We start from the raw sequence: 24,683 nt of genomic DNA, 5'->3' as shown, positions 1-24,683 counted from the left end.
GTGATGTGCACGCTTCATCCACTTTGCACACTCGCGCGGACGCACCCGCGCACCACATGACGGAGGAATGCCGTGGCATCCACCATGCCTAGCGACATGAGCGCTGACGTTGTCGTCGTCGGCGCAGGCCCGGGCGGGTCCTCCACCGCCTACCACCTGGCCAGAGTCGGCCTCGATGTCATCCTCCTGGAGAAAAGCCCCTTCCCGCGCGACAAAATCTGCGGCGACGGGCTCACCCCGGCCGCCGTCCATGAACTCATCGCAATGGGCGTGGACACCACCGGCTGGATGCGAAACCGCGGCCTCACCGTCATCGGCGGTGGCCACACCGTCCACATGGACTGGCCTGACCAGAAGTCCCTGCCCGGCTACGGCATGACCCGAGCCCGCGTCGACCTCGACCACGCGCTCGCCCAGCGCGCCGTCGAAGCGGGCGCACGCCTCTACGAGGGCGTCACCGTCACGGGAGCCATCCAGGACGGCTCCGGCCGCGTCGTCGGCGTGAGCGCTAAGAGCGGTCGCGGAAAAGACGCCACCACCACCAAGGTGCGCGCCTCGATCACCGTCGACGCCGGGGGAGTGGCGGCCCGACTGGCCACCAGCCTCGGCCTCGAAAAGAAGATGAACCGCCCCATGGGCGTCGCCGCACGCGCATACTTCCACAGCCCCCGCGGCAACGAGGAATGGATGGAATCCCACCTCGAACTGTGGAGCGGCACCCCCGGCGCTTCCGACCTGCTGCCCGGCTACGGCTGGATCTTCCCCATGGGTGACGGCATCGTCAACGTCGGCCTCGGCTCCGTCGCCTCGCGCGCTGGCGCCACCAACCTGCCCTACCGGGAGGTCTTCAAGACCTGGACCGCGAACCTGCCCGAGGAATGGGGCTTCACCCCCGACAACCAGATCGGTGCGCTTCGCTCCGCCGCCCTGCCCATGAGCTTCAACCGCAAGCCGCACTACACCCAGGGCCTCGTCCTCGTCGGCGACGCCGGCGGCATGGTCTCCCCCTACAACGGCGAAGGCATCGCCCCCGCCATGAAGGCCGGACGCTACGCGGCCTCGTGCATCGCGCAGGCCCGCTCCCGCTCCCACCGCGCCGGCATCGACCGCGCCATGAGCGAATACCCCCACATGCTCCGCGACGAATACGGCGGCTACTACCAGCTGGGCCGCATCTTCGTCGCGCTCATCGAAAACCCGACGATCATGCGCACCTGCACGAACGTCGGACTGCCCATCCCGCGCCTCATGACACTCGTCCACAAACTCCTGTCGGACGGGTACGAGAGGACCGGGGGCGATTTCGACGACCAACTCATCACAATGCTGACCAAGGTGGTGCGCCCCGCATGACCACCACTACCGATAACCGGGAGGAACGATGACGAATCCCTACGTGCCGCTGCTCATCATGTCGGCAGCTGCCCTCGTACTAGCCTTCGGAGGCCTGGGCGCCTCCGCGATCCTGGGCCCCACCAAGAAGTCCACAACCAAGGCCGACAACTACGAGTGCGGTATCCAGCCGACCAGCGCTCACCTCACCGAGGGTCGATTCCCGGTGCGCTACTACCTGGTCGCCATGACGTTCATCATCTTCGACATCGAAGTTGTGTTCATGTACCCGTGGGCCGTCAGCTTCAACCAGCTGGGCCTGTTCGGACTGGTCGTCATGATGAGCTTCCTGGTCACCCTCTGCGTCCCCTACGCCTACGAATGGCGACGCGGCGGCCTGGATTACTGAGATATAAGTAAGGAACAGACAAGTGGGACTTGAAGAATCCTTGCCCGCGGGCATCGCGCTCACCAGCGTCGAAAAGGTCCTCGGGCTCGCACGCAAGTACAGCCAGTGGCCCGTCACCATGGGTCTGGCGTGCTGCGCCATCGAAATGATGGCTGCCGGTACCCCCCGTTTCGACATGGCGCGCTTCGGCCTCGAGGTCTTCCGCGCCTCGCCGCGTCACTCCGACATGATGATCGTGTCGGGCCGTGTGTCGCACAAGATGGCCCCCATTATCCGCCGCGTCTACGACTCGATGCCCGAACCCAAGTGGGTCATCTCCATGGGCGCGTGCGCATCCTCCGGTGGCGTCTTCAACAACTACGCGATCGTCCAGGGCTGCGACCACATCGTCCCCGTCGACGTCTACCTGCCCGGATGCCCGCCCCGCCCCGAGGCCCTCATCCACGCGGTCCTCGTCCTGCGTGAGCAGATCGGCAAGGAACCCCTCGGCGTTCACCGCCGCGAGATCGCGCGTCGCGCCGAGCAGGCCGCCCTCGAGGCGACCCCCACCCACCAGATGAAGGGACTCCTCGCATGAGCGACCTTTCCACCCCCGAGGAAAACGCGCCCGCCGAGGTCGCCCCGGCCTCGTCCCAGCGCGGATTCGCCCTCCCCGAGCCCATCGCCCACCGCGAGGGCCTCTTCGGCGCGGGCACTGACTCCTCCACCTCCGGCTTCGCCGGCCTCGTGACCGATTCCTTCCTGCCCGGCGAGGCCTCCCGCCCCTACGGCGGCTGGTTCGACCAGGTCGTTGATGTCCTCGAAGAGCTCATCGTCGCCGACGGCCTGAAGGTTTCCGACGTCATCGAAAAGGTCACCATCGACCGCGGACAGCTCGGCATCTTCATCGCCCGCGAGCACATCGCGCGCGTCGCCAAGTACCTGCGCGACGATGCCGACCTGCGCTTCGAGCTCTGCCTGGGCACCAACGGCGCGCACTACCCCCTCGATAAGGGCCGCGAACTGCACGCTATCTACCCCCTGTACTCGATCACGTACAACCGCATGATCCGCCTCGAGGTCACGTGCCCCGACGAGGACCCCCGCATCCCCTCCATCGTCTCCGTCTACCCCGGAAACGACTGGCAGGAGCGCGAAACCTGGGACCTCATCGGCATCGTCTTCACCGGGCACCCCTCGCTGACGCGCACCGCGATGCCCGACGACTGGGTCGGACACCCCCAGCGCAAGGACTACCCGCTGGGCGGCATCCCCGTCGAGTTCAAGGGCGCCGTCAACGCTTCCGCCGACGTTCGTAGGAGTGTGAACTGATGACCACCGCTTTCCACGCGCCCGCCGGCGCGACCGACCTGCCCATTGAGGACATCCCCGAGGTCCTCACCCAGGGCGGTGACTGGGACGACGTCCTGCACGAGATCGAGGCCATCACCTCCGAGCGCATCGTCGTCAACCTCGGCCCGGTCCACCCCGCGACCCACGGCGTTCTGCGCCTCATCCTCGAGCTTGACGGTGAGAAGGTTCGCGAGACCCGCATCGACACCGGCTACCTGCACACCGGCATCGAGAAGAACATGGAGTACCGCACGTGGGCTCAGGGCGTCGCATACTGCACGCGCATGGACTACGTCGCTCCCTTCTTCCAGGAGGCCGCATACTGCCTCGGCGTCGAGAAGCTCCTCGGCATCGAAGAGGACATCCCCGAGCGCGCGTCCCTCATCCGCATCCTCGTGATGGAGCTGTGCCGCATCGCCTCGCACCTGGTCGCCATCGGCTCGACCGGTAACGAAATGGGTGCCACCACGATCATGACGATCGGCTTCCGTGGCCGCGAGGAGATCCTGCGTATCTTCGAGCGCATCACCGGCCTGCGCATGAACCACGAGTACATCCGCCCCGGCGGCGTCGTGCAGGACATCGGCGAGGGCACCACGGACTACATCCGTGACCGCCTGCGTCGGTGCCGTAAGGACATCGGCGAGCTCCAGGACATCCTCGTGGAGAACCCGATCTTCAAGAAGCGTCTGTGCGACGTGGCCGTCATGCCGCTGAGCGGCCTCATGGCCCTCGGCTCGACCGGCCCCGGCGTGCGCGCCGCCGGCCTGCCCCTGGACCTGCGCAAGAGCCAGCCCTACTGCGGCTACGAGAACTTCGAGTTCGATATTCCCACCCGCGACAAGTCCGACGTCTACAACCGCACGATGGTTCGCTTCGACGAGTGCTACGAGTCCATGCGCATCATCTGGCAGGTGCTCGACAAGCTGGACCAGTGCGAGGGCGCGCCCACCATGGTCGCCGACCCGGAGATCGCCTGGCCCGCGCGCCTCGCGGTCGCCACGGACGGCCAGGGCAACTCGGCCGAGCACGTCCGCGAGATCATGGGGGAGTCCATGGAGTCCCTCATCCACCACTTCAAGCTCGTCACGGAGGGCTTCCACGTGCCCGCCGGCCAGGTCTACCAGACCGTCGAGCACGCGAAGGGCATCCTGGGCGTTCACCTCGTCTCCGACGGTGGCACGCGCCCGTTCCGCGCGCACTTCCGCGACCCCTCCTTCGCCAACCTGCAAGCGCTGGCCATGATGACCGAGGGCGGCCAGCTGGCCGACGTGGTCGTCGCACTGGCCGCTATCGACCCCGTTCTCGGAGGCGTTGACCGATGAGCTACACACCCGACACCCTGGCACGCCTGCAGGCGGACGCCGCGCAGATCATCGCCCGCTACCCGGACGGTCACTCGCGCTCCGCGCTGCTGCCGATGCTGCACCTGATCCAGTCCGTTGACGGCTACGTCAGCCCGGACGGCATCGACTTCATCGCCGCCACGCTGGACCTGCCCCGCGCAGAGATCAGCGCTGTCGCGACCTTCTACACGCAGTACAAGCGCCACCCCACCGGCGACTACCTGGTGGGTGTGTGCACGAACGCGCTGTGCGCCGTCATGGGCGGCGACGAGATCTGGGAAAAGGTCTCCCAGAAGGTCGGCGTCGGCACCGATGAGACCAGCGAAGACGGAAAGATCACGCTCGAGCGCATCGAGTGCAACGCGGCGTGCGATTACGCGCCCGTCGTCATGGTCAACTGGGAATTCTTCGACAACCAGAGCCCTGAGTCGGCGCTGGCCATGATCGATGACATCCAGGCCGGTCGCGACATTCACCCGACGCGCGGACCCATCGTGGCCCCCACGTTCAAGGAGAACGAGCGCGTCCTGGCCGGCTTCCTGGACGGCCACGAGGACGAGGGCCCCTCCGCGGGCCGCTCCACGCTGCTGGGCCGCGAGATCGCAGCGGCGAAGGGCTGGACCGAGCCGGTCGCCGTGGAGGTCGCCGACGAGGCCGCTGACACGAAGGGAGAAGAGGCGAAGTGAGTACCGCATACGTTGCGCCCGGACCGCTGACCCCGATCCTCACCAACGGGTGGGGAGAGGATCGTTCCTGGACGCTGGACTCCTACCGGGCTCGCGGTGGCTACCAGGGCCTCGAAAAGGCCCGGACCATGGAACCCGCTGAGATCGTGCAGGTCGTGAAGGATTCCGGCCTGCGAGGCCGTGGTGGCGCAGGCTTCCCGACCGGCCTCAAGTGGTCCTTCCTGCCCCCGGCCGACGGTGGCCCCCGCTACCTCGTGGTGAACGCCGACGAGTCCGAACCGGGCACCTGCAAGGACATCCCGCTGATCATGGGCAACCCGCACGTCCTCATTGAGGGCATTGCGATCACGTCCCGTGCGATCGGCTGCGACCACGCGTTCGTCTACCTGCGCGGCGAGGTCACCCACGTGTACCGTCGCCTGCTGCAGGCCGTGCGCGAGGCGACCGAGTCCGGCGTGCTCGGCGACCTGCGCATTACCGCCCATGCGGGCGCTGGCGCCTACATCTGCGGTGAGGAGACGGCCCTGCTCGACTCCCTCGAGGGTCGCCGAGGCCACCCGCGCCTCAAGCCCCCGTTCCCCGCGGTCGCCGGTCTGTACGCCCGTCCCACGGTCGTCAACAACGTCGAGACCATTTCTCAGGTTGCGGGCATCTTCCGCAACTCCCCCGAATGGTTCGCGTCCATGGGCACCGAAAAGTCCAAGGGCCACGGCATCTTCTCCGTGTCGGGTCACGTGAACAACCCCGGCCAGTTCGAGGCTCCCTTCGGCATCACGATGCGTGAGCTCATCGAGATGGCGGGCGGCATCCGCGACGGCCACGAGCTGAAGTTCTGGACCCCCGGCGGTTCCTCCACCCCGATCTTCACCGAAGACGAGCTGGACACGCCCCTCGACTACGAGTCTGTGGGCGCTGCCGGTTCGATGCTGGGTACGCGCGCCCTTCAGGTGTTCGACGAGACGGTCTCGGTCGTTCGCGTCATCACCCGCTGGTCCGAGTTCTACCAGCACGAGTCCTGCGGTAAGTGCACGCCCTGCCGCGAAGGCACCTACTGGATGAAGCAAATCATGCTGCGTCTCGAGCGAGGCGAGGGCCGCCCCGGCGACGTCGACCTGCTCGACGAGATCGCACACAACATTGCGGGCCGCAGCTTCTGCCCGCTGGGCGACGCCGCAGCAACCCCGATCATGTCGGGCATCAAGCGCTTCCGCGACGAGTTCGAGGCCGGGCTGACCACGCCCGCCCGTGAGCTTTTCCCCTACGAGGCGTCCGCTAACTACGCGCGAGGAGGTGGCCGATGAGCGACGCACCCAACATGATCGACGTCACCATCGACGACGTTCAGGTTTCTGTCCCCCAGGGCACGCTCGTGATCCGCGCGGCCGAGCAGGCCGGCATCCGGATCCCGCGTTTCTGTGATCACCCGCTGCTGGCTCCCGTGGCCGCATGCCGCCAGTGCCTCGTGGAGGTCGGCATGCCCGACCGCAACACGGGCGAGCTGCGCTTCATGCCCAAGCCCCAGCCCTCGTGTGCGCAGACCGTCACCCCGGGCATGGTCGTCAAGACCCAGCACACCTCCGAGGTGGTGGACCGCGCCCAGCGCGGCGTGATGGAGTTCCTGCTCATCAACCACCCGCTGGACTGCCCCGTCTGTGACAAGGGCGGCGAGTGCCCCCTGCAGAACCAGGCGCTCACCGAGGGACGCGGCAAGTCCCGCTTCACGGACGCCAAGCGCACCTTCAAGAAGCCTCTGCGCCTGACCTCGCAGATCCTGCTGGATCGCGAGCGTTGCATCCTGTGCCAGCGCTGCGTGCGTTTTGGCAAGGAAATCTCTGGCGACGTGTTCATGGACCTGCAGGGCCGAGGCGGCGGCACCGCCCCCACGGAGCACCACTACTTCATGGGCGAGCAGGTCGGCGGCTTTGACACGACCACGCTCGACTTCTTCGACCCGAAGGCCAAGGACGCCGCGACCTCGTCCCTGTCGTCGCCGTTCGGCACAGATGCGATCGTCGGTTCGCTCAACGAGGGCGAGCTCTCCGTCGCTGAGCGCGACGTCTCGGGCCGTGCCTTCGCCTCCTACTTCTCGGGCAACATCATTCAGATTTGCCCCGTCGGCGCTCTGACCGCCGCGTCCTACCGCTTCCGCGCGCGTCCCTTCGACCTCGTGTCGACGGCCGCCGTGACCGAGCACGACGCGTCGGGCTCCGCGATCCGCCAGGACGTGCGCCGCGGCGAGGTCGTGCGTCGCATGAGCGGCAACGACCCCGAGGTTAACGAAGAGTGGATCACCGATAAGGACCGCTTCGCCTTCGAATGGGACAAGGTCGATCGCCTGACCTACCCGCTCGTGCGCGAGGATGGCAAGCTGGTTCCCACCTCCTGGTCCGACGCGCTTGACCGCGTCCGTGAGGGCCTCGAGCAGGCTGGTTCGTCCGTGGGCTTCCTGCCCGGCGGCCACCTCACCTTCGAGGATTCCTGGGCCTGGTCGAAGTTCGCGCGCACCGTCGTCGGTTCCGACTCGATCGACTTCCGTTCGCGTCGCGCCAGCGAGGAAGAGCGTTCGTTCCTGGCTTCCTACGTGGCGGGCTCCGGCCTCGATGTCACGTACTCCGATCTGGAGCGCGCCGGTCAGGTGCTGTTGGTCGCCCTCGAGCCCGAGGACGAGTGCGGCGCGATGTTCCTGCGCCTGCGCAAGGGCACCCGTAAGTCGGGCCTGAAGGTCGCCACGGTCGCGCCCTTCACCTCCAACGGTTCGCGCAAGATGAACGCCCAGGTCCTGCACGCCGCCCCCGGCTCCGAGCCCGGCGTTCTCGACGCGATCGCCGCTGGCGGTGCCTACGCGGATCTCGCGGATGCCCTCTCCGGTGGCATCGTCCTCGTGGGCGAGCGCGCCGCGCAGACCCCCGGCCTGCTCTCCGCCGTCGTCGCTCTGGCCGAGCGCACGGGCGCCCGCCTCGCGTGGGTCCCGCGTCGCGCCGGTGACCGCGCCGCCGTTGAGGCCGGCCTCCTCCCGGGTCTGCTTCCCTTCGGTCGCGGCATCGACGAGGCCGGGGCGCAGTCCCTGGGTTGGGGCGAGCTTCCCGAGCGCGGCCTCGACGCCGAGCAGATGATCGAGGCCGCCGCCTCCGGTGAGCTTGCGGCTCTCGTCGTCGGCGGCGTCGACGTGCGCGACTTCGACGAGCCGGCCGCCGTGCGCGAAGCCCTCGACGAGGTTCCCTTCCTCGTGTCGCTCGAGGTTCGTGCCTCGGAGATCACCGAGCGCGCGGACGTCGTCCTGCCGGTGGCCCCCGCGGTCGAGAAGAACGGCACCTACATCAACTGGGAAGGCCGCCTGCGTCCCTTCGGCCAGGCCCGCTCGGCAACGTCCCTCACGGACCGCGACGTGCTCGTGCGCCTCACCGAAGAGTTCGACCTCGACCTGGGTATCACCGCCCTGGCTGACCTGTACGAGGAAGTCAACCCCCTCATGGAGTGGGATGGCGCCCCGCAGACCTTCGCTCCGGTCTCGCCCGAGGCCCCCGTTGCCGCCGGCAAGGGCGAGGTCGTTCTGGCCTCCCACAAGCCGATGATCGACGCCGGTCGCCTCCAGGATGGCGCCCCGTGGCTGGCCGGTTCGGCCCGTCGCCCTGTCCTCCTGGCCTCGGCCGCCACGCTCGCTGCTGCGGGTATCGCCCCCGGCGCGGACGCGACGCTCGAGACCGAGCGAGGCACGATCACCCTCCCGGCCGCCATCGCGGACCTGCCCGACTCCGTCGCGTGGGTGCCCGAGTGCTCGACCGGCTCCGTTATTCACGAAAACCTCGGCGGTGCCGGCACCGTCGCGACCCTGCGCGCCACGCAGGAGGTGGCACGATGACACTCGCACCCTTCGCAGTCCCGGAATACACCGCCGCGGACTTTAGCCAGGAAACCTGGTGGCTCAGCCTCATCAAGGCTGTGTTCATCATCGTCTTCCTGATCGCCAACGTGCTCCTCGCCCTGTGGGTCGAGCGCCGAGGCCTGGGCCGCATGCAGACGCGTCCCGGCCCGAACGTCGCGGGCCCCCTCGGCCTGTTCCAGGCGTTCGCCGACGCGGGCAAGCTCCTCTTCAAGGAGGACATGTGGACCCGCCGGGCCGAGCGTTTCCTGTACTTCCTGGCTCCCGCCATCGCGGCTTTCGCGGCGTTCAGCGTCTACGCGGTCATCCCGATGGGCCCGAACGTGACGATTTTCGGTCACTCGACGCCGCTGCAGCTCGCCGACATGCCCGTCGCCTCCCTGTACATCCTGGCGATCGCCTCGCTGGGCCTGTACGGCATCGTCCTGGGTGGCTGGTCGACCCGCTCGACCCTGCCCCTGTACGGCGCCGTGCGTTCCTCCGCGCAGGTCATCTCCTACGAGCTGGCCATGGGTCTGTCCCTCGTGAGCGTGTTCCTCATGTCGGGCTCCATGTCCACCTCGCAGATCGTGGCCGCTCAGGGACAGTTCTGGTGGGCATTCACCCTGTTCCCCGCGTTCGTCATCTACTGCATCAGCGCCACCGGTGAAGTCAACCGTCTTCCCTTCGACCTCCCCGAGGCCGAGGGTGAGATCGTCGCCGGCCACATGACCGAGTACTCGTCGATGAAGTTCGGCTGGTACTACCTGTCCGAGTACGTCAACATGCTCAACGTCTCGGCCGTGGCCACCACGATGTTCTTCGGCGGCTGGCACGCCCCGTGGCCGCTCTCCCACGTCGAGTTCCTCAACTCCGGCTGGTGGGGCATGCTCTGGTTCTTCCTGAAGATCTGGTTCTTCATGTTCTTGCTGATCTGGACGCGCGCCACGCTGCTGCGCTTCCGCTACGACCAGTTCATGAACCTCGGCTGGAAGCGCCTCATGCCCATCGCCCTGGGCTGGCTCGTGCTCGTCGCCCTCGTGCGCGGCATCACCCAGTTCGTGGCGCTGCCCAACCACATCCTCTTCGGAGGCGTGGGCGTCATCTTCGTGATCGCCCTGGGCATCATCTGGCTGACGGACAAGCCCGAGCCCGAGGAAATCCCCGCATCCGAGCGCGAATACACCGGCTTCGAGGACGGCTTCCCCGTCCCGCCGCTGCCCGGACAGACCCCCGTTGCCTCGCCGCGCGGCCTCGCCACCATTGAGGGCGAACTGGCCCCGGCCTCGGCAATCGACAGCCCGAAGGAGTCCACCGATGAGTGAGAAGACCACCGACGAGGAAATGCTCTTCGAGCATGACCCCAAGGGTGCGTTCGCCCAGTTCGTCGCGCCTATGGCCGGCTACGGAGTCACCATGGCTTCCTTCTTCCGGCCTACCGTCACCGAGCAGTACCCGCGCGAACCCGCGCGCGTCATGCCCCGCTTCCACGGACGCCACCAGCTCAACCGCTACGCCGACGGCCTGGAAAAGTGCGTCGGCTGCGAGCTGTGCGCCTGGGCGTGCCCCGCTGACGCGATTTTCGTCGAGGCCGCATCCAACACGCCCGAGGAGCAGTACTCGGCGGGCGAGCGCTACGGCCGCGTCTACCAGATCAACTACCTGCGCTGCATCTTCTGCGGTATGTGCATCGAGGCGTGCCCCACGCGTGCCCTGACGATGACGAACGACTTCGAAATCGCCAAGTACACCCGCGAGGACGACATCTACGAGAAGGAAGACCTCCTGGTCCCGCTCTCCGATGGCATGCTCGCAGCGCCCCACCCCATGGTCGAGGGTAAGAACGACATCGACTACTACCGCGGGGAAGTCACCGGCCCCACCGCCGCCCAGGTTGACTGGGTCGCGAGCCGCCGCCCCGACGACCCCTCCCTCAAGACGGTACGAGTCGCCGAGGAGGCACACTGATGAACCTGTCCAACGGTTGGCCCATGATGGGGTCAACGGGGGAGATCATCCTCTTCGCATGCACGGCCATCGTGATGGTCGCCTGCGCTCTGGGTGTCCTCTTCTTCAAGAAGGCCGCGCACTCGGTCATCTGCATGGTCGGCGTCATGCTCGGCCTGGCCGTCCTGTACATCGCGAATAGCGCCCCCTTCCTGGGCGTGGCGCAGATCGTCGTGTACACCGGCGCGATCATGATGCTGTTCCTCTTCGTCATCATGCTGATCGGCATCGGCACCTCCGACGACTACGCCCGCCAGAGCCGCGGCGCCATCGTCTCGGCCGTGCTCGGTGGCCTCGGACTGATCGTCATCGTTGCGACCGCGATCCTGAAGTCCGTTCCCACGCCGCACAAAGCCGACGAGGTTGACCCCTACTCCAACCAGCCGATCACCGACCTGGCGATCACGCTGTTCCAGGAGCACTGGCTGAGCATGGAGCTCGCCGGCGCGCTGCTGATCACGGCCGCCGTCGGTGCGATGCTGCTGACCCACTCGGATCGCCTCGCCCCGAAGGCCGATCAGTACGAGACGGCGCGTAACAAGATGCGCGCCTTCGGCGAAAAGGGTTCTCGTATCGGCCAGCTGCCCGCCCCCGGTGTCTACGCCCAGTCGAACGCGGCCGATGTGCCCGCCATCTCGGGCGAGACCCTCGGCCCGGTCGAGGAGTCGGTGCCCCGCGTCCTGCGCGTGCGCGGCCTGACCCGCACGATCGGCGAGGTCACCCCCGAGGTCTCCGAGCAGCTCGCGCTCGCTCGCACTGAGACCGCGGCGACCGACTCTCTCGACGAGTCGCCCTACACCATCGGGCGCACGCCCGACGTCCCGCGCTCCGGCTCCTTCGGGATGCCCGGCGCTGCCGCGCCCACCGGACTGGCCCAGCCTCGGGCCCGCAAGGCGCGCACCACCACCCCCATTGAGAAGAAGGAGGAGAGCAAGTGAGCCTCGCCTGGTACCTCATCCTTGCGGGTGTGCTGTTCGCCATCGGTGCGACCACGGTCCTCGTGCGCCGCAGCGCTGTCATCGCGCTCATGGGCGTCGAAATGATGCTCAACGCCGCGAACCTCGTCCTCGTGACGTTTGCGCGCATTCACTCCAACGTTGACGGCGAGATCATGGCGTTCTTCGTCATGGTCGTCGCGGCCGCCGAAGTCGTCGTCGGCCTGTCGATCATCGTGTCCATCTATCGTTCCCGCTCGACCACGAGCATGGACGATCTCAACCTGCTGAAGAACTGAGGGAGGACGTAACTCATGACCACCTTCATTTCCACACAGGCTACCGGCGTCCCCGATATGGTCGCCGCCACCGGAGTCGCCGCCTACGCGTGGCTGCTCATCCTCATTCCGCTGGCCAGCGCGGGCCTGCTCCTGCTGCTGGGCCGCGTCTCGGACAAGTGGGGCCACCTGCTGGCGACCCTCGCATCCTGGTCGACTTTCGCGGTTGGTGCGGCGATCGCCGCCCAGATGTGGAATTCTCCCGTGGGCGCGCGCCGCTTCGGCGAGACGCTGTTCACCTGGATTCCCGCCGGTGACTTCACCGTCGACTTCGGTCTCCTCGTGGACCCGCTCTCGATCACCTTCGTCATCCTGGTGACCTTCGTCGGTTCGCTCATCCACGTGTACGCGATTGCCTACATGGAGCACGACGAGGCTCGCCGCCGTTTCTTCGCCTACCTGAACTTCTTCATCGCGGCGATGCTGACCCTGGTTCTCGCGGACTCCTACGCTGGCCTGTTCGCCGGTTGGGAAGGCGTGGGCCTGGCGTCCTACCTGCTGATCGGCTTCTGGAACCACGTCCCCGCGAACGCGGTGGCCGCCAAGAAGGCGTTCGTCATGAACCGTGTCGGCGACATGGGCATGCTGATCGCCATGATGGCGATGGTCGCCTCCTTCCACTCGGTGTCCTTCTCCGTGGTCTCCACCCAGGTCGCTTCCATCCCCACGGCGTCCGCGACCGTCATCGGTATCTTCCTGCTGGTGGCCGCCTGCGGTAAGTCCGCGCAGTTCCCGCTGCAGGCGTGGCTGGGTGACGCCATGGCTGGTCCGACCCCCGTTTCCGCGCTTATTCACGCGGCCACGATGGTCACCGCCGGCGTCTACCTGATCATCCGTTCCGGCGACGTCTTCCTCGCGGCCCCCGTCGCCGCGACCGCGGTCGCCATCATCGGTGCGATCACGCTCCTCTTCGGTGCGATCGTCGGTTGCGCGAAGGACGACATGAAGAAGGTCCTCGCGGCCTCCACCATGAGCCAGATCGGCTACATGATGCTGGGTGCGGGCCTGGGCCCCATCGGCTGGGCGTTCTCGATCTTCCACCTCTTCACCCACGGCTTCTTCAAGGCCCTCATGTTCCTGGGCGCCGGTTCCGTCATGCACGGCATGGGCGACCAGGTGAATATGCGTCGCTTCGGCGCCCTGCGCGGTGCCATGAAGGTCACGTGGCTGACGTTCATGATGGGCTGGCTCGCCATCCTCGGCGTTCCGCCGTTCTCCGGCTACTGGTCGAAGGACAAGATCATCGAGGCCGCCTTCAGTGCCGACAGCTTCGGCGGCACGACGGCCCTGTGGGCCGGCTGGGTCTACGGCCCCGTCGCGCTGATCGGCGCGGGCATCACCGCGTTCTACATGTCGCGACTCTTCTTCATGACGTTCCACGGCAAGGCCCGCTGGACCACCGAGGCCGAGGGCGCGCCCGTGCACCCGCACGAGTCCGGTGCCCTCATGACGGTCCCCATGATCATCCTCGCCATCGGCGCGGTCGTCCTCGGCGGCGCCCTCTCCGTGGGGAACACCTTCACCGAGTGGCTGGTCCCCTCGATCGGTCACGTCACGCACAATGACCCCGTCCTCAATGAGTACGTCATTCAGGGAGCCACCCTCGCCCTCGTCATCCTCGGCGCGGTTATCGCGTGGATGAAGTACGGACGCGACGAGGTTCCCACCTCCGTCCCCGCAGGCAACGCCCTGACCGAGGCCGCGCGCCGCGACCTCTACCAGGACACCGTCAACGAGACCCTGTTCATGATGCCCGCCAAGGGCCTCGTCACCGTCGCGACCGTCGGCGATGCGAGCGCCATCGACGGTGCGCTGAACGGCCTCGGCGTCGGCTCGCAGCTGCTCGGACGCATCGTCGGCATCACCCAGAACGGCCTCGTGCGCACGTACGCTGCCTACATCCTGGGTGGCGTCATCCTCGCCCTGGCCATCGTCCTCGGATTCAGGCTGTAAGGGGTACACGACAATGGAAAGTGCAATGGTTGCTGCTAACTTCCCGTGGCTGTCCGTCCTCGTGGCCGTTCCGGCTGCGGGCGCGGCCCTCCTCGGCTTCGTCCCGCCCCTGAGGCGCGCCGCCGGGCGCGTCATCGCCCTGGTGATCGCACTCGTCGAGCTCGCGCTCGGCGTGTACGTCGCCGCCTCCGTGTTCGACTGGTCCGCCCCGGCCTCGTACCAGGTGTACGAGTCCCACCTGTGGATCCCCCAGATCGGCATCACCTGGTCGCTGAGCGTCACCTCCCTGGGCCTCGTCATGGTCCTGCTGGCGCTCGGCCTCGTGCCGCTCGTGCTCATCGCGGGCTGGGACGAGGACGATGCTGCGGACCGCGGCGCCTACCCGGCGCTGGTCCTGGCCCTCGAGGCGTTCATGGTCGTCATCTTCGCGGCCTACGACCTGACGGTCTTCTACTTCGCCTTCGAGGCGATGCTCGTGCCGCTGTACCTCATGATCGGACGCTACGGCGTCGGTGACGAGGCAGCCCGCCACAAGGCCGCCATGAAGTTCCTGCTGTACTCGCTGTTCGGTGGACTGGTGATGCTCGGTGGCATCCTCTACCTGTGGGCGATGGGCTCGCAGGCGGCGCAGGACGTGTCGACGTTCTTCCGCATCGATACGCTCGCCCAGATTCTGCCGAGCGCCCCGCTCGTCATCCAGATGATCATCTTCGTGACCTTCATGGTTGCGTTCGCGATCAAGGCGCCCATGGTCCCGGTGCACACGTGGCTGCCCGACACGGCCGCCGTCGCCCGCCCGGGCACCTCGGTGCTGCTGGTCGGCGTCCTGGACAAGATCGGCACCTTCGGCATGATCACCCTGTGCCTGCAGCTCACCCCCGGCGCGGCCGTGTCCGCGAAGTGGGTCATGTGCATCCTCGCCGTCATCTCCATCCTGTGGGGTGGCCTTGCGGCGAACGGCCAGAACGACATCATGCGCCTCGTGTCCTACACGTCGGTGTCGCACTTCGGCTTCATGGTCCTGGGCATCTTCATCGGCACGCAGATCGCGCTCGTCGGCGCCATGTTCTACATGGTCGCCCACGGTGTGTCGATCGCCGCGATGTTCCTGCTCTCCGGCTGGCTCTCGCGCCGCGGTGGCACGCAGGACATGCGCGAGTACGTGGGCATGCAGCGCGTGACCCCGGTGCTCGCGGGCCTGTGGCTCCTGAGTGGCCTCGCCTCCATCGCGCTGCCCGGCCTGTCCGGCTTCGTCCCCGAGTACCTCGTGCTCATGGGCACCTGGTCGGTGAACAGCGCGCTGGCGCTCTTCGCGGTCCTCGGCGTCGTCATCGCCGCCATGTACGTGCTCATGCCCTACCAGCGCGTCTTCACCGGCGCGCCCGGCAAGGGCAAGGAGGACCTGGCGGACCTGGGCGCTCGCGAGCGCGGCGTCATGGTGCCGCTCGTGGCCGCGATGCTCATCCTTGGTATCTGGTCGGCGCCCCTCGTGAGCGCCCTGACCCCGGTTGCTTCAGACCTCGACCTGACCAACTCGCAGGTCCCGGCCGCCGTTGAAGGGAGCGCACAGTGAACGTCCTACCCATGGCTAACTTCCAGGCCCCCGAGGTTCCGTGGCTGAGCCTCGCGCCGATCCTCATCGTGCTCGGCGGCGCGGTCCTCGGCATCCTCGTTGAGGCTTTCGCCCCGGCGAAGGCTCGCCGTCCCATCGTGATCGGCCTGTCGATCCTGGCCACCGCCGGCGCCTGCGTCATGCTCGCGCTGCGCTGGGCTCCCGTCGTGGCCGCTCCGGCCTCGCTGGGGGAGTACATTGAGGACCCGCTGACGGTCGGCGCCCAGTCGGTGCTCGTCATCATCGGCTTCCTCGCCGTCCTGGTGATGGCCGACCGCACGACCGTCGGTGACGGCGCGTTCGCCGGTCAGCCCTCGGATCGCCCGGACTCGGCTGCCGAGGAGCTGTCGGAGCGCAAGGGCTACCAGCGCTCCGAGATGTTCCCGCTGACCCTGTTCTCGCTGGGCGGCATGATGATCTTCCCCGCGGCGGACAACTTCGTGACGCTCTTCGTGGCCCTGGAGGTCATGTCGCTGCCCCTGTACATCATGGCCGCGACCGCGCGTCGTCGCCGTCAGCTGTCCTACGAGGCGGCCCTCAAGTACTTCGTGCTGGGTGCCTTCTCCTCGGGCTTCATGCTGATGGGCTCGGCGTTCCTCTTCGGTTTCTCCAACTCGCTGCGCATCTCGGAGCTGGGTCAGGCCATCTCGACGAACACGAACATGGACTGGATGGTCCTCGTCGGCGTGTTCTGTGTGATGGTTGGCCTGCTGTTCAAGGTGGGCGCCGCGCCCTTCCACGCGTGGACGCCCGACGTCTACACGGGTGCCCCGACCCCGGTGACGGGCTTCATGGCCGCGGCCGTGAAGATCGCTGCCTTCGCCGCGATGGCCCGCTTCTACCAGGCTGTCGCCGCCTACCTGCAGTGGGACTACCTGTACGTCTTCGCGGCGATCGCGGTCCTGACGATCGTCGTTGGTACCTTCGCCGGCCTCGTGCAGGACGACGTCAAGCGCATGCTGGCCTACTCGTCGATCGCTCACGCGGGCTTCATCCTGATGGGTATCCTCGCGATCCAGAAGGGCGGCACGGGCCATGTGTTGTTCTACACGCTCGGTTACGGCCTGGCGACGGTCGGCGCCTTCGCGGTGGTCTCGCTGGTGCGCGGCCGCGACGCGGATGGCAACGTCCTGGGCGAGGCGACGAGCCTGCGCAAGTGGGCGGGCATTGGCCGCACCAACCCGTGGATTGCGGGTGCGATGCTGGTCTTCCTGCTCTCGTTCGCGGGCATCCCGCTGACGGGCGGTTTCGTTGGTAAGTTCGTGATTTTCTCCGACGCGATCAAGGGCGGCATCGGCTGGCTCGCGATCGTGGGCCTCGTGGCCTCGGCGATCACCGCGTTCTACTACTTCCGCCTCGTGCGCCTGATGTTCTTCACCGAACCCGGTGAGGAGTCCGTCGTGGTCAAGTCGGAGGGCCTGTCCGCTCTGGCGATCATCGTGTGCGTGCTCGGAACGCTCGCCCTGGGCGTCTTCCCCGGTCCCGTGTTGAGTCTGCTGGAAAAGATCGTCATACTGATTCCGTGAGTGCTCAAACACCCGATCTTCATGTTCCCGACCTCGAGTCCCGTATTACCCCGGGGCTCGAGGTCGTCGAGCGTCGTCTCCTCGACGCCGTGTCGTCCTCCCGTGATCTGACGGATGAGCTGACGCGTCACCTCGCGGTCGCGGGTGGCAAGCGGATGCGTCCGCTGCTGACCCTCGTGTGCGCGCAGCTGGGCGATCCCGAGCGCGCGTTGGACGACCAGGTCATCACGGCTGCGACGGCCGTCGAACTGACGCATCTGGCGTCCCTGTATCACGATGACGTCATGGATTCGGCTCCGACGCGTCGTGGTGTGCCCTCAGCTCAGCACCTGTGGGGGAATAACCGCGCGATCCTGGCTGGCGACATCCTGTTTGCCCGCGCGTCGCTGTTGGTGGCGTCGCTGGGCCCGGAGATGGTCGCTCACCACGCGCGCACGTTCGAGCGCCTGTGCGAGGGCCAGCTGAACGAGACCTTCGGTCCGACGGATGGCGCGGATCGCGTTGATTTCTACATTCAGGTCTTGGCGGATAAGACGGGTTCGCTCGTGTCGACCGCCGCGTCCTTCGGTGCGCTCCTGTCGGGCGCCGGCCAGCTGGTGGCCGACGTCGTGAGCGACTTCGGCGAGAAGGTGGGCGTCGCCTTCCAGATCGCCGACGACGTGCTGGATTTGGCGTCGTCGGGCGAGCAGTCGGGTAAGACGCCCGGCACGGATCTGCGCGAGGGCGTGGATACGCTGCCCGTTCTCCTGCTGCGTCGCCGTGAGGCGGCCGGAACGATCGACGAGGCCGGCGCGCGCATCCTGCGCGAGCTGACGGGGGACCTGTCGTCGGACGAGGCCCTGGCGTCGGTGGTCGAGCAGCTGCGCAGTCATGACGTGCTCGAGGAGACGCGTCAGCTGGCGCGCACCTGGGCCGATGAGGCGGTCGCCGCGCTGGCACCGCTGCCCAAGGGCGAGGCGAAGACCGCGCTGGAGGCGTTTGCGAACCTGATGGTGGATCGCTTGGCCTGACTTATTGACGAGGCCGGGGCCAGCTGCGCGTACGAGCGCGGCTGGCCCCGGCCTCGTCGTATGCGCGCCCCGCGCCTGTCGGGTCCGTCGACCTCCATTCGGGCAGGTCCGCGAGCTTGTGACGGGGGTCGTGCACCCGATCCGTAGGCAATGCACCCTTTCTGATCGGGTGCACTGCCCCTTATCGGGTGCACTGCCCCTTAACGGGTGCACTCACGACCTGTCCCGGTCTTGGCCGGATCTTGTATGGGGCATCGTCATGGTTTCCCAACAATGTCGCATGAAATTTCCCTGTCAACCTTTTATGTATTGAAAGAGTGTCGTTGCAATTCCAACGTTTCTGGGTGGTGAGAAAAGTTCGGTCAGTCGAATTGCATGCGACTTTTGGGAGAGTGGCGTTCAGGTTGCCTCTGAACCGAACATGCCAAGGCCTCGTTGGGGGAGAAGCCCCGGCCTCGTACGTGGGGGGAGACGCCCGCACCCGTGGTCCGAGCAGCGGTAGGCATCGGCCTCGGCCTCGTACGTGGGCCCGGGCCTCGTCGTATGTGCGGACGCACCTTGAGGTGTGTGAGGGGTCTCAGCTAAGGTTGCCCTTGGCATCGGGGCGCTAGACTGAGACCCCAGGTGCGCGCACTCGCGCGCGGTCATAGAAGGAGAATTCGGTTGGCACCGCTCAACGTCGCCGTTATTGGCGCTGGTCCCGCTGGCATTTACGCGTCGGATATCCTGTCCAAGTCGGGGCTCGAGGTGAATATCGACCTGTTTGAGCGTCTTCCCGCGCCTTACGGTCTCGTGCGTTACGGCGTCGCGCCGGATCACCCGCGTATCAAGCAGATCATCGTCGCGCTGTACAAGATCCTTCAGCGTGGCGACATCCGTCTGCTCGGCAACGTTGAGGTGGGCCGCGACGTGACGATCGACGACCTGCGCGACCACTATGACGCGATCATTATCGCGACGGGCGCGGACCGTGATCACCCGCTCGACATCCCGGGCGTGGATCTGCCCGAGTCCTACGGCGCTGCCGATTTCGTGTCCTGGTACGACGGCAACCCGGATTACCCGCGTACGTGGCCGCTGAAGGCCCGTGAGGTCGCGGTCCTGGGCGTCGGCAACGTGGCGCTGGACGTCTCCCGCGTGCTGGCGAAGCACGCGGAGGACATGCTCAAGACGGAGGTGCCGGCTAACGTCGCCGAGGCCCTGGCTGAGAACCCGATCACCGACGTGCACGTGTTTGGTCGCCGCGGTCCCGCGCAGGTGAAGTTCACGCCGCTGGAGCTGCGCGAGCTGGGCAAGGTGCCGGACGTTGACGTCATCGTCTCGGAAGAGGACTTCGACTTCGACGAGGGGTCGGAGGAGGCGCTGCGCGCGTCGAACCAGCAGCGTCAGGTCGTCAAGACCCTGACGAGCTACGCGATGGCGGATCCGGAGGAGCACACGGCCTCGCGTCGCATCCACATCCACCTGTTCCAGGCCCCGGTCGAGATCGTCGCGGACGAGAACGGCCACGTGAAGGCCCTGCGTACCGAGCGCACGGCGCTCAACGGCGATGGAAGCGTGTCGGGCACGGGCGTCATCACGACCTGGCCCGTGCAGGCGGTGTACCGCGCGGTGGGCTACTACTCGTCGCCGATCCCGGGCCTGCCCTTCGACAAGCGCGCCGGCGTTGTGCCGAACGTGGAGGGTCGCGTGATCGAGGGTGAGACCACGAAGGACGAGTCCGCCCCCGTCATCCCGGGCGTGTACGCGACCGGTTGGATCAAGCGCGGCCCCGTCGGCCTCATCGGTTCGACGAAGTCGGACGCCCAGCAGACGATCTCCCACCTCGTGGAGGACGCGGGCGCGGGCCGTCTGCACGCGAACACCGCCGAGGTGGGCCACGAGGCCATGGTGGCGCTCCTGGAGTCCCGTGGCGTCGAGTTCACGACGTGGGAGGGCTGGGAGCTCCTGGATGCGTACGAGCAGGCGCTGGGCGAGGCGTACGGCGAGCTTCCGGGCGGCCGTGGCACGCGCGAGCGCGTCAAGGTTGTCTCGCGTCGCGCCATGACGGATATTTCGCGCGGCGCGCAGGTGGACCCCAAGACGGTGGACCACATCGGTGAGATGGGCGAGATGGGTGTGCCCACCGCCCCCGAGCGCTTCGACGACTACACGGGTCCGGGGCGCCGTCACTGACGCGTCCCTGAGCTGGACGAGGCCGTGGCCGGGTTTCCCGGTCGCGGCCTCGTTGCATGGGGGAGCGAGGATGTGGCGAGCCGCGCTGCGTCCGGTACCTGCTGGTCGGGTAGCTTTCTTCCCATCGGAGCTTCGGCTGGTTCCCAGGGGCTTCTCAGGTAACCCCCATAGGATCGCGCATATGGTGCACCGCAACTATCACAACGGTCTGAAGACGACCCTCCTGCTGGGGAGTATGTGGGCTCTGCTGCTCGCCATCGGCGCGCTTATCACCTCGGGCACGGGTCGGATGGTGTGGATTGTTGTGTTCGCCGCCATTGGGCTGGCCCAGACGGCGTTCTCGTATTGGAATTCCGCGACGATTGCGTTGCGTTCGATGGGCGCGTACCAGGTGAGCGAGTCGGAGCAGCCCGAGCTCTACGCGATTGTCCGGGAGCTGGCGGATCGTGCCCAGCAGCCGATGCCGACGATCTGGGTCGCACCCACGCTGACGCCGAACGCGTTTGCGACGGGCCGTAATCCGAACAACGCGGCGGTGTGCTGTACGGAGGGTATCCTGGCGATTCTCAATGAGCGTGAGCTGCGCGGGGTGCTCGGGCATGAGCTCATGCACGTGTACAACCGCGACATTCTGACGACTTCTGTCGCGGCGGCCATGGGTGGCGTGATTACGACCATCGCGCAGACGCTGCTGTTCTTTGGCGGCGGGAATCGTCGAGAGAACGGGGGAGTGGGTGTCGTCGGCCTCCTCGCGATGAGTCTGCTGGCCCCGATTGCATCGATGCTCATTCAGTTCTCGCTGTCGCGCACGCGTGAATTCGACGCGGACGAGGACGGTGCGATGCTCACGCAGGATCCGCTGGCTCTCGCCTCGGCCTTGCGCAAGCTGGAGATGGCGACGGATCGGCGCCCGATGGAGGACACTCCGCGGACGCGTAACGTGGCCGCGATGATGATTGCGAATCCGTTCCGTGGGGAGTCTCTCACGCGTATGTTTTCCACGCACCCGCCGATGGATGAGCGAATTGCGCGCCTGGAGAAGATTGCGGGCTACTGAGGCATAGAGACGGGGGCGGGCGGCCGGTTTCGACCGGCCGCCCGCCCCTGCTCTCTCAGCGATCAGCGGTAGTTCACGAACTGGAGTGCGACGTCCAGCTCCTCGCCCTTGGGGCCCTTGAGGAGGGCGATGACGGCCTGCAGGTCGTCGCGGGACTTGGAGGAAACGCGAAGTTCATCACCCTGGATCTGGGCCTTGACGCCCTTGGGGCCTTCCTCGCGGATGAGCTTGGAGATCTTCTTCGCGGTGTCCTGCGGGATGCCTTCCTTCAGGGGGCAGGCGAGCTTGAAGAGCTTGCCCGAGGCCTTGGGCTCACGGTCCTTGTAGTCCAGAACCTTCAGGGACAGGCCGCGGCGGATCAGCTTGGACTGCAAAACGTCGAGGATTGCCATGACGCGGGACGCGGAGTTTGCTTCCATCGCGATCGTGTCGCCGCTGAGGGTGATGGCGGCGTCGACGCCGCGGAAGTCGTAGCGGTTGGCGATCTCCTTGGCGGTCTGGTTGACGGCGTTGTCGACCTCCTGGCGGTCGAGCTTGGAGACAACGTCGAAGGAGGAGTCTGCCATGGGTGCACCTTTCGTTGGAATTCCGCCAATCGTCGTTCCGATTGGCGCTCGGAGCTATTTTAATGCTATTCTTTCACGGCACCGCGAGAGCGGCGCACGGCAGGTTACCAAAGCGGCCAAATGGATCTGACTGTAAATCAGACGCTTCGTGCTTCGGGGGTTCGAATCCCTCACCTGCCACCACTCGCTGGTTCCAGTGAGTAACGCCTGTGATGTCATTCTCAGGCTCCGGGATTGCTTCGGCGCTCGGAGATGCGATAGGCTTTCCGGCGTTGCCCCGATAGCTCAGTAGGCAGAGCGTCTCCATGGTAAGGAGAAGGTCAAGGGTTCGATTCCCTTTCGGGGCTCCGGTTGCGGAGTTATCCGCTACCGGCGGCGGGGTAGCTCAGCTGGTCAGAGCGCACGACTCATAATCGTGAGGTCGCGGGTTCGAGCCCCGCCCCCGCTACCAACTCTTTCATCCGACAGGTCGCACGAGCGACGAAACTAAGCGAGGGAAACAACCGTGGCAAGCAAGTCCCAGGACGTTCGCCCCAAGATCACTCTGGCCTGCTCGGAGTGCAAGGAGCGCAACTACATCACCAAGAAGAACCGTCGTAACACGCCGGATCGTCTCGAGCTGGCAAAGTACTGCCCGCGCTGCCACAAGTCGACGGCGCACCGCGAGACCCGCTGACGGCTTCCGTCTCAAAGCCCCGAGGAACCTGGTTCCCCGGGGTTCTTTGTATGTGCGCTGGAACACTTATGTTATCCTGGGCACATGACTGCTTCTCCCGCTTCGCGCTGCCTCGTCGCTCCGAAAGGTGCGGGCGAGGCGCGCATCCCCGGCCTCGTGACGCTCAAGGACGGGCGCGTGATCCTGTTCTTTGACGAGCGTCCCGCCCCGGCCTCGGGCACGGGATCTGACTTTAATGGGCTGACGATGGCGTCGGACCTGCCCAATCCGAATCGTATCTGCTGGATGGAGCGCGCGGACGAGGGGCGGTGGAGTGAGCCGCGCCCGCTTCCGCTCGGCGGTCCGTCCGTTTCTTCGGATGCGTGCGTCGGCGTCGATGGCGGTGGCCTCATGCACCTGGCGTTCGCGTCGACGGATGGTCGCGTGGGCTACATGGATTCTCGTGCGGACGGTGAGCGACTGCGCGCCTGGTGGGCCTGGGGGAGTGGCCCCGAGGACCTGTCCTACGTGGACATGACGGATGAGCTCTACGCGCTCACGGGGGCTGATGCCCTGTTTGCGACCTCGGGCGGCACCGTCGCGGTGGATGGCGCGGTCGCGCTGCCCTACGTCGTGCGGACGGGAGACGAGACGCACGTGCGCGTCGTGTACGCGCGCGGAGGGCGAATGGTGGGTGCTGCGGAGCCCCTCGTCGGCGAGGCGGGAGTGCTCCTCGATGAGACGACTCTGAGCGCGTGGGATGGCCGCCTCGTCGCGAACTGTCGCATCCAGGGTTTCGAAGGCAGGGGTTCTGGTGCCCGCTGCCTCGCGTGGGGTGATGGGCGCACCTGGGAGGGCGCGTACCTCTGGGAGCTGGAGGACCCCGGCTGCAACGCGCGCATGATCGCGGATCTGTTCGTGCACCCCGGGCGCCGCGACGCTCGCGCGGGTGGCGAGATCCTGCGCCTCACCCCGCCGTGGGAGGGTGAGGTACGCGCCGAGGTGGTCTCCTCCTTGGGAGATGGCGCCTTCGGTTACAGCGATGTCGCCTTCACGGGGGACGAGGCCGTGGTGGTCTTCGAGCGTGACCGAGGCCTCTGGGAGGCGGCAGTCTCCCTGTGAACAGATACAGAAAATCCCGGTGCGTGTGCCCCCACGACGCTCCGGGATTTTTCTGTGCGCTCTAGCGACCTTCGATGATCGACAGGAGCGGGGCGTAGTGTGCCTCGACGGCGGCGGTGTACGCCACCAGGTCGCCGGCCTCACACGCCCGCAGGATGGCCGCGTGGGCCTCTGCGGTGACTTCCATTTCCTGGCGCGACGCTGCGGCCAGCTGCGGGGTGACGCTCTGGTGGACCAGCCACATGGCGGCCACCAGCTGGTGCATGAGTTCGTTGTCCACGTAGGCCAGCAGGCCGGAGTGGAAGGCGATGTCCTGCTCCAGGTAGGTTGACCCCGACTGTGCGTACTGAGTCATCGCCTCGACGAGCTCCCACAGGTGGGGGTTCGTCGTGCCCTTCATGGCACGCGTGAGGGGAACGGCGATTCCGAGGTCGAGTGCCCGTCGCGTGTCGATGATCGCATGCAGGGATTGAGCTCCGTTGATCTCATCGAGTGCGGCGCGCAGGACGAGTGTCTCGACGAGCGGCTGCATCGACATCTCGCCGACGTATGACCCTGAACCCTGACGAACTGTCACGATGTCCAGCGCTTGGAGGCGTCGGAGCGCTTCTCGCACGGACGAACGCGAAACGCCGAGGTCGGCGCACAGTGTCGATTCGGTGGGGAGGCGGTCGCCAGGATGTAATCCATGTCGCAAAATATAGGACTTGATCGCATCCATCGTTACCGAGGATCTTGAGTCAATCGATGCTGGTACGCGTCG

At 66.6% G+C, this 24,683-nt stretch carries 22 protein-coding genes and 3 tRNA genes; 23 read left to right on the top strand and 2 right to left on the bottom strand.

What is annotated here, in order from left to right; genetic code table 11:
- The first annotated feature begins 84 nt into the window (after positions 1–84).
- From QP415_RS05875 to htpX, 18 genes are all read left to right on the top strand, one after another.
- Entirely contained in the window at positions 85–1,353 is a 1,269-nt protein-coding gene (locus QP415_RS05875; protein ID WP_285099353.1) for a geranylgeranyl reductase family protein, read from the top strand.
- Between the two features lie 28 nt (positions 1,354–1,381).
- Positions 1,382–1,741, top strand: coding sequence for an NADH-quinone oxidoreductase subunit A (ndhC, locus tag QP415_RS05870; protein WP_016461018.1), 360 nt, complete (start codon positions 1,382–1,384; stop codon positions 1,739–1,741).
- Positions 1,742–1,763: 22 nt separating this feature from the next.
- Entirely contained in the window at positions 1,764–2,318 is a 555-nt protein-coding gene (locus tag QP415_RS05865; RefSeq protein WP_016461019.1) for an NADH-quinone oxidoreductase subunit B, read from the top strand.
- Entirely contained in the window at positions 2,315–3,052 is a 738-nt protein-coding gene (locus QP415_RS05860; protein WP_016461020.1) for an NADH-quinone oxidoreductase subunit C, read from the top strand. Before QP415_RS05865 ends, QP415_RS05860 begins: the two co-directional genes overlap by 4 nt.
- Complete coding sequence (locus tag QP415_RS05855; RefSeq protein WP_285099329.1) at positions 3,052–4,398, top strand: NADH-quinone oxidoreductase subunit D; 1,347 nt, start codon at positions 3,052–3,054, stop codon at positions 4,396–4,398. The genes QP415_RS05860 and QP415_RS05855 overlap by 1 nt, the downstream gene beginning before the upstream one ends.
- A complete protein-coding gene (nuoE, locus tag QP415_RS05850; RefSeq protein ID WP_285099327.1) occupies positions 4,395–5,105 on the top strand; it encodes an NADH-quinone oxidoreductase subunit NuoE in 711 nt (236 codons plus the stop codon). The genes QP415_RS05855 and nuoE overlap by 4 nt, the downstream gene beginning before the upstream one ends.
- Positions 5,102–6,406 carry an NADH-quinone oxidoreductase subunit NuoF gene (gene nuoF / locus QP415_RS05845; protein WP_016461023.1) on the top strand — a complete coding sequence of 435 codons (1,305 nt, stop codon included), beginning with the start codon at positions 5,102–5,104 and terminating at the stop codon, positions 6,404–6,406. Before nuoE ends, nuoF begins: the two co-directional genes overlap by 4 nt.
- The gene (locus tag QP415_RS05840; protein ID WP_285099325.1) at positions 6,403–8,964 is read left to right on the top strand and encodes an NADH-quinone oxidoreductase subunit G; all 2,562 of its coding nucleotides are present in this window, start codon (positions 6,403–6,405) and stop codon (positions 8,962–8,964) included. Before nuoF ends, QP415_RS05840 begins: the two co-directional genes overlap by 4 nt.
- Positions 8,961–10,289: an NADH-quinone oxidoreductase subunit NuoH gene (nuoH, locus tag QP415_RS05835; protein WP_016461589.1), complete on the top strand. Its 1,329-nt coding sequence runs from the start codon at positions 8,961–8,963 to the stop codon at positions 10,287–10,289. The genes QP415_RS05840 and nuoH overlap by 4 nt, the downstream gene beginning before the upstream one ends.
- Positions 10,282–10,932: an NADH-quinone oxidoreductase subunit NuoI gene (gene nuoI, locus QP415_RS05830; protein ID WP_016461588.1), complete on the top strand. Its 651-nt coding sequence runs from the start codon at positions 10,282–10,284 to the stop codon at positions 10,930–10,932. Before nuoH ends, nuoI begins: the two co-directional genes overlap by 8 nt.
- Positions 10,932–11,909, top strand: coding sequence for an NADH-quinone oxidoreductase subunit J (locus tag QP415_RS05825; protein WP_016461587.1), 978 nt, complete (start codon positions 10,932–10,934; stop codon positions 11,907–11,909). Before nuoI ends, QP415_RS05825 begins: the two co-directional genes overlap by 1 nt.
- Positions 11,906–12,205 carry an NADH-quinone oxidoreductase subunit NuoK gene (gene nuoK, locus QP415_RS05820; protein WP_016461586.1) on the top strand — a complete coding sequence of 100 codons (300 nt, stop codon included), beginning with the start codon at positions 11,906–11,908 and terminating at the stop codon, positions 12,203–12,205. The genes QP415_RS05825 and nuoK overlap by 4 nt, the downstream gene beginning before the upstream one ends.
- A 15-nt stretch (positions 12,206–12,220) precedes the next feature.
- Positions 12,221–14,197, top strand: coding sequence for an NADH-quinone oxidoreductase subunit L (nuoL, locus tag QP415_RS05815; RefSeq protein WP_285099320.1), 1,977 nt, complete (start codon positions 12,221–12,223; stop codon positions 14,195–14,197).
- Positions 14,198–14,222: 25 nt separating this feature from the next.
- Positions 14,223–15,770 carry a complex I subunit 4 family protein gene (locus QP415_RS05810; RefSeq protein WP_048675977.1) on the top strand — a complete coding sequence of 516 codons (1,548 nt, stop codon included), beginning with the start codon at positions 14,223–14,225 and terminating at the stop codon, positions 15,768–15,770.
- A gap of 11 nt (positions 15,771–15,781) precedes the next feature.
- A complete protein-coding gene (nuoN, locus tag QP415_RS05805; protein ID WP_285099352.1) occupies positions 15,782–17,335 on the top strand; it encodes an NADH-quinone oxidoreductase subunit NuoN in 1,554 nt (517 codons plus the stop codon).
- The gene (locus QP415_RS05800) at positions 17,332–18,345 is read left to right on the top strand and encodes a polyprenyl synthetase family protein (RefSeq protein ID WP_285099317.1); all 1,014 of its coding nucleotides are present in this window, start codon (positions 17,332–17,334) and stop codon (positions 18,343–18,345) included. Before nuoN ends, QP415_RS05800 begins: the two co-directional genes overlap by 4 nt.
- Positions 18,346–19,008: 663 nt before the next feature.
- Positions 19,009–20,520, top strand: coding sequence for an FAD-dependent oxidoreductase (locus QP415_RS05795; protein ID WP_016461581.1), 1,512 nt, complete (start codon positions 19,009–19,011; stop codon positions 20,518–20,520).
- Positions 20,521–20,701: 181 nt separating this feature from the next.
- A complete protein-coding gene (gene htpX, locus QP415_RS05790; RefSeq protein ID WP_285099315.1) occupies positions 20,702–21,577 on the top strand; it encodes a zinc metalloprotease HtpX in 876 nt (291 codons plus the stop codon).
- A 62-nt stretch (positions 21,578–21,639) separates the two neighbouring features.
- On the opposite strand, the gene QP415_RS05785 is transcribed toward htpX, so the two are convergent.
- A complete protein-coding gene (locus QP415_RS05785) occupies positions 21,640–22,143 on the bottom strand; it encodes a YajQ family cyclic di-GMP-binding protein (RefSeq protein WP_003792254.1) in 504 nt (167 codons plus the stop codon).
- A gap of 98 nt (positions 22,144–22,241) precedes the next feature.
- Here QP415_RS05785 and QP415_RS05780 point away from each other — a divergent pair.
- The 5 genes from QP415_RS05780 to QP415_RS05760 all read left to right on the top strand — a co-directional run bounded on the left by QP415_RS05780 (position 22,242) and on the right by QP415_RS05760 (position 23,920).
- Positions 22,242–22,326: transfer RNA gene (locus QP415_RS05780), tRNA-Tyr, on the top strand.
- Between the two features lie 91 nt (positions 22,327–22,417).
- Positions 22,418–22,490, top strand: a tRNA-Thr gene (locus QP415_RS05775).
- A 27-nt stretch (positions 22,491–22,517) separates the two neighbouring features.
- Positions 22,518–22,594: transfer RNA gene (locus tag QP415_RS05770), tRNA-Met, on the top strand.
- Positions 22,595–22,648: 54 nt separating this feature from the next.
- Positions 22,649–22,819 (top strand): 50S ribosomal protein L33, encoded by a 171-nt coding sequence (gene rpmG / locus QP415_RS05765; protein ID WP_003792256.1) that lies wholly within the window; start codon positions 22,649–22,651, stop codon positions 22,817–22,819.
- An 84-nt stretch (positions 22,820–22,903) separates the two neighbouring features.
- The gene (locus QP415_RS05760) at positions 22,904–23,920 is read left to right on the top strand and encodes a sialidase family protein (RefSeq protein ID WP_285099309.1); all 1,017 of its coding nucleotides are present in this window, start codon (positions 22,904–22,906) and stop codon (positions 23,918–23,920) included.
- Between the two features lie 61 nt (positions 23,921–23,981).
- Here QP415_RS05760 and QP415_RS05755 read toward each other — a convergent pair whose 3' ends face one another.
- Entirely contained in the window at positions 23,982–24,641 is a 660-nt protein-coding gene (locus QP415_RS05755; RefSeq protein ID WP_082157729.1) for a FadR/GntR family transcriptional regulator, read from the bottom strand.
- Positions 24,642–24,683: the final 42 nt, after the last annotated feature.

Source organism: Pauljensenia sp. UMB3104 (assembly GCF_030217285.1).
Taxonomy (GTDB): Bacteria; Actinomycetota; Actinomycetes; order Actinomycetales; family Actinomycetaceae; genus Pauljensenia.
This window is presented reverse-complemented; position numbering and strand designations above follow the sequence as displayed.

Bases quoted from the DNA above. Each gene is read 5' to 3' on its own strand.
- QP415_RS05755 (WP_082157729.1), bottom strand. From the start codon at position 24,641: ATGGATGCGATCAAGTCCTATATTTTGCGACATGGATTACATCCTGGC.
- nuoI (WP_016461588.1), top strand. From the start codon at position 10,282: ATGAGTGAGAAGACCACCGACGAGGAAATGCTCTTCGAGCATGACCCC.
- QP415_RS05785 (WP_003792254.1), bottom strand. From the start codon at position 22,143: ATGGCAGACTCCTCCTTCGACGTTGTCTCCAAGCTCGACCGCCAGGAG.
- QP415_RS05810 (WP_048675977.1), top strand. From the start codon at position 14,223: ATGGTTGCTGCTAACTTCCCGTGGCTGTCCGTCCTCGTGGCCGTTCCG.
- nuoL (WP_285099320.1), top strand. From the start codon at position 12,221: ATGACCACCTTCATTTCCACACAGGCTACCGGCGTCCCCGATATGGTC.
- QP415_RS05760 (WP_285099309.1), top strand. From the start codon at position 22,904: ATGACTGCTTCTCCCGCTTCGCGCTGCCTCGTCGCTCCGAAAGGTGCG.
- nuoE (WP_285099327.1), top strand. From the start codon at position 4,395: ATGAGCTACACACCCGACACCCTGGCACGCCTGCAGGCGGACGCCGCG.
- htpX (WP_285099315.1), top strand. From the start codon at position 20,702: ATGGTGCACCGCAACTATCACAACGGTCTGAAGACGACCCTCCTGCTG.
- QP415_RS05825 (WP_016461587.1), top strand. From the start codon at position 10,932: ATGAACCTGTCCAACGGTTGGCCCATGATGGGGTCAACGGGGGAGATC.
- QP415_RS05875 (WP_285099353.1), top strand. From the start codon at position 85: ATGCCTAGCGACATGAGCGCTGACGTTGTCGTCGTCGGCGCAGGCCCG.
- nuoN (WP_285099352.1), top strand. From the start codon at position 15,782: ATGGCTAACTTCCAGGCCCCCGAGGTTCCGTGGCTGAGCCTCGCGCCG.
- ndhC (WP_016461018.1), top strand. From the start codon at position 1,382: ATGACGAATCCCTACGTGCCGCTGCTCATCATGTCGGCAGCTGCCCTC.
- QP415_RS05860 (WP_016461020.1), top strand. From the start codon at position 2,315: ATGAGCGACCTTTCCACCCCCGAGGAAAACGCGCCCGCCGAGGTCGCC.
- nuoH (WP_016461589.1), top strand. From the start codon at position 8,961: ATGACACTCGCACCCTTCGCAGTCCCGGAATACACCGCCGCGGACTTT.
- QP415_RS05855 (WP_285099329.1), top strand. From the start codon at position 3,052: ATGACCACCGCTTTCCACGCGCCCGCCGGCGCGACCGACCTGCCCATT.
- QP415_RS05840 (WP_285099325.1), top strand. From the start codon at position 6,403: ATGAGCGACGCACCCAACATGATCGACGTCACCATCGACGACGTTCAG.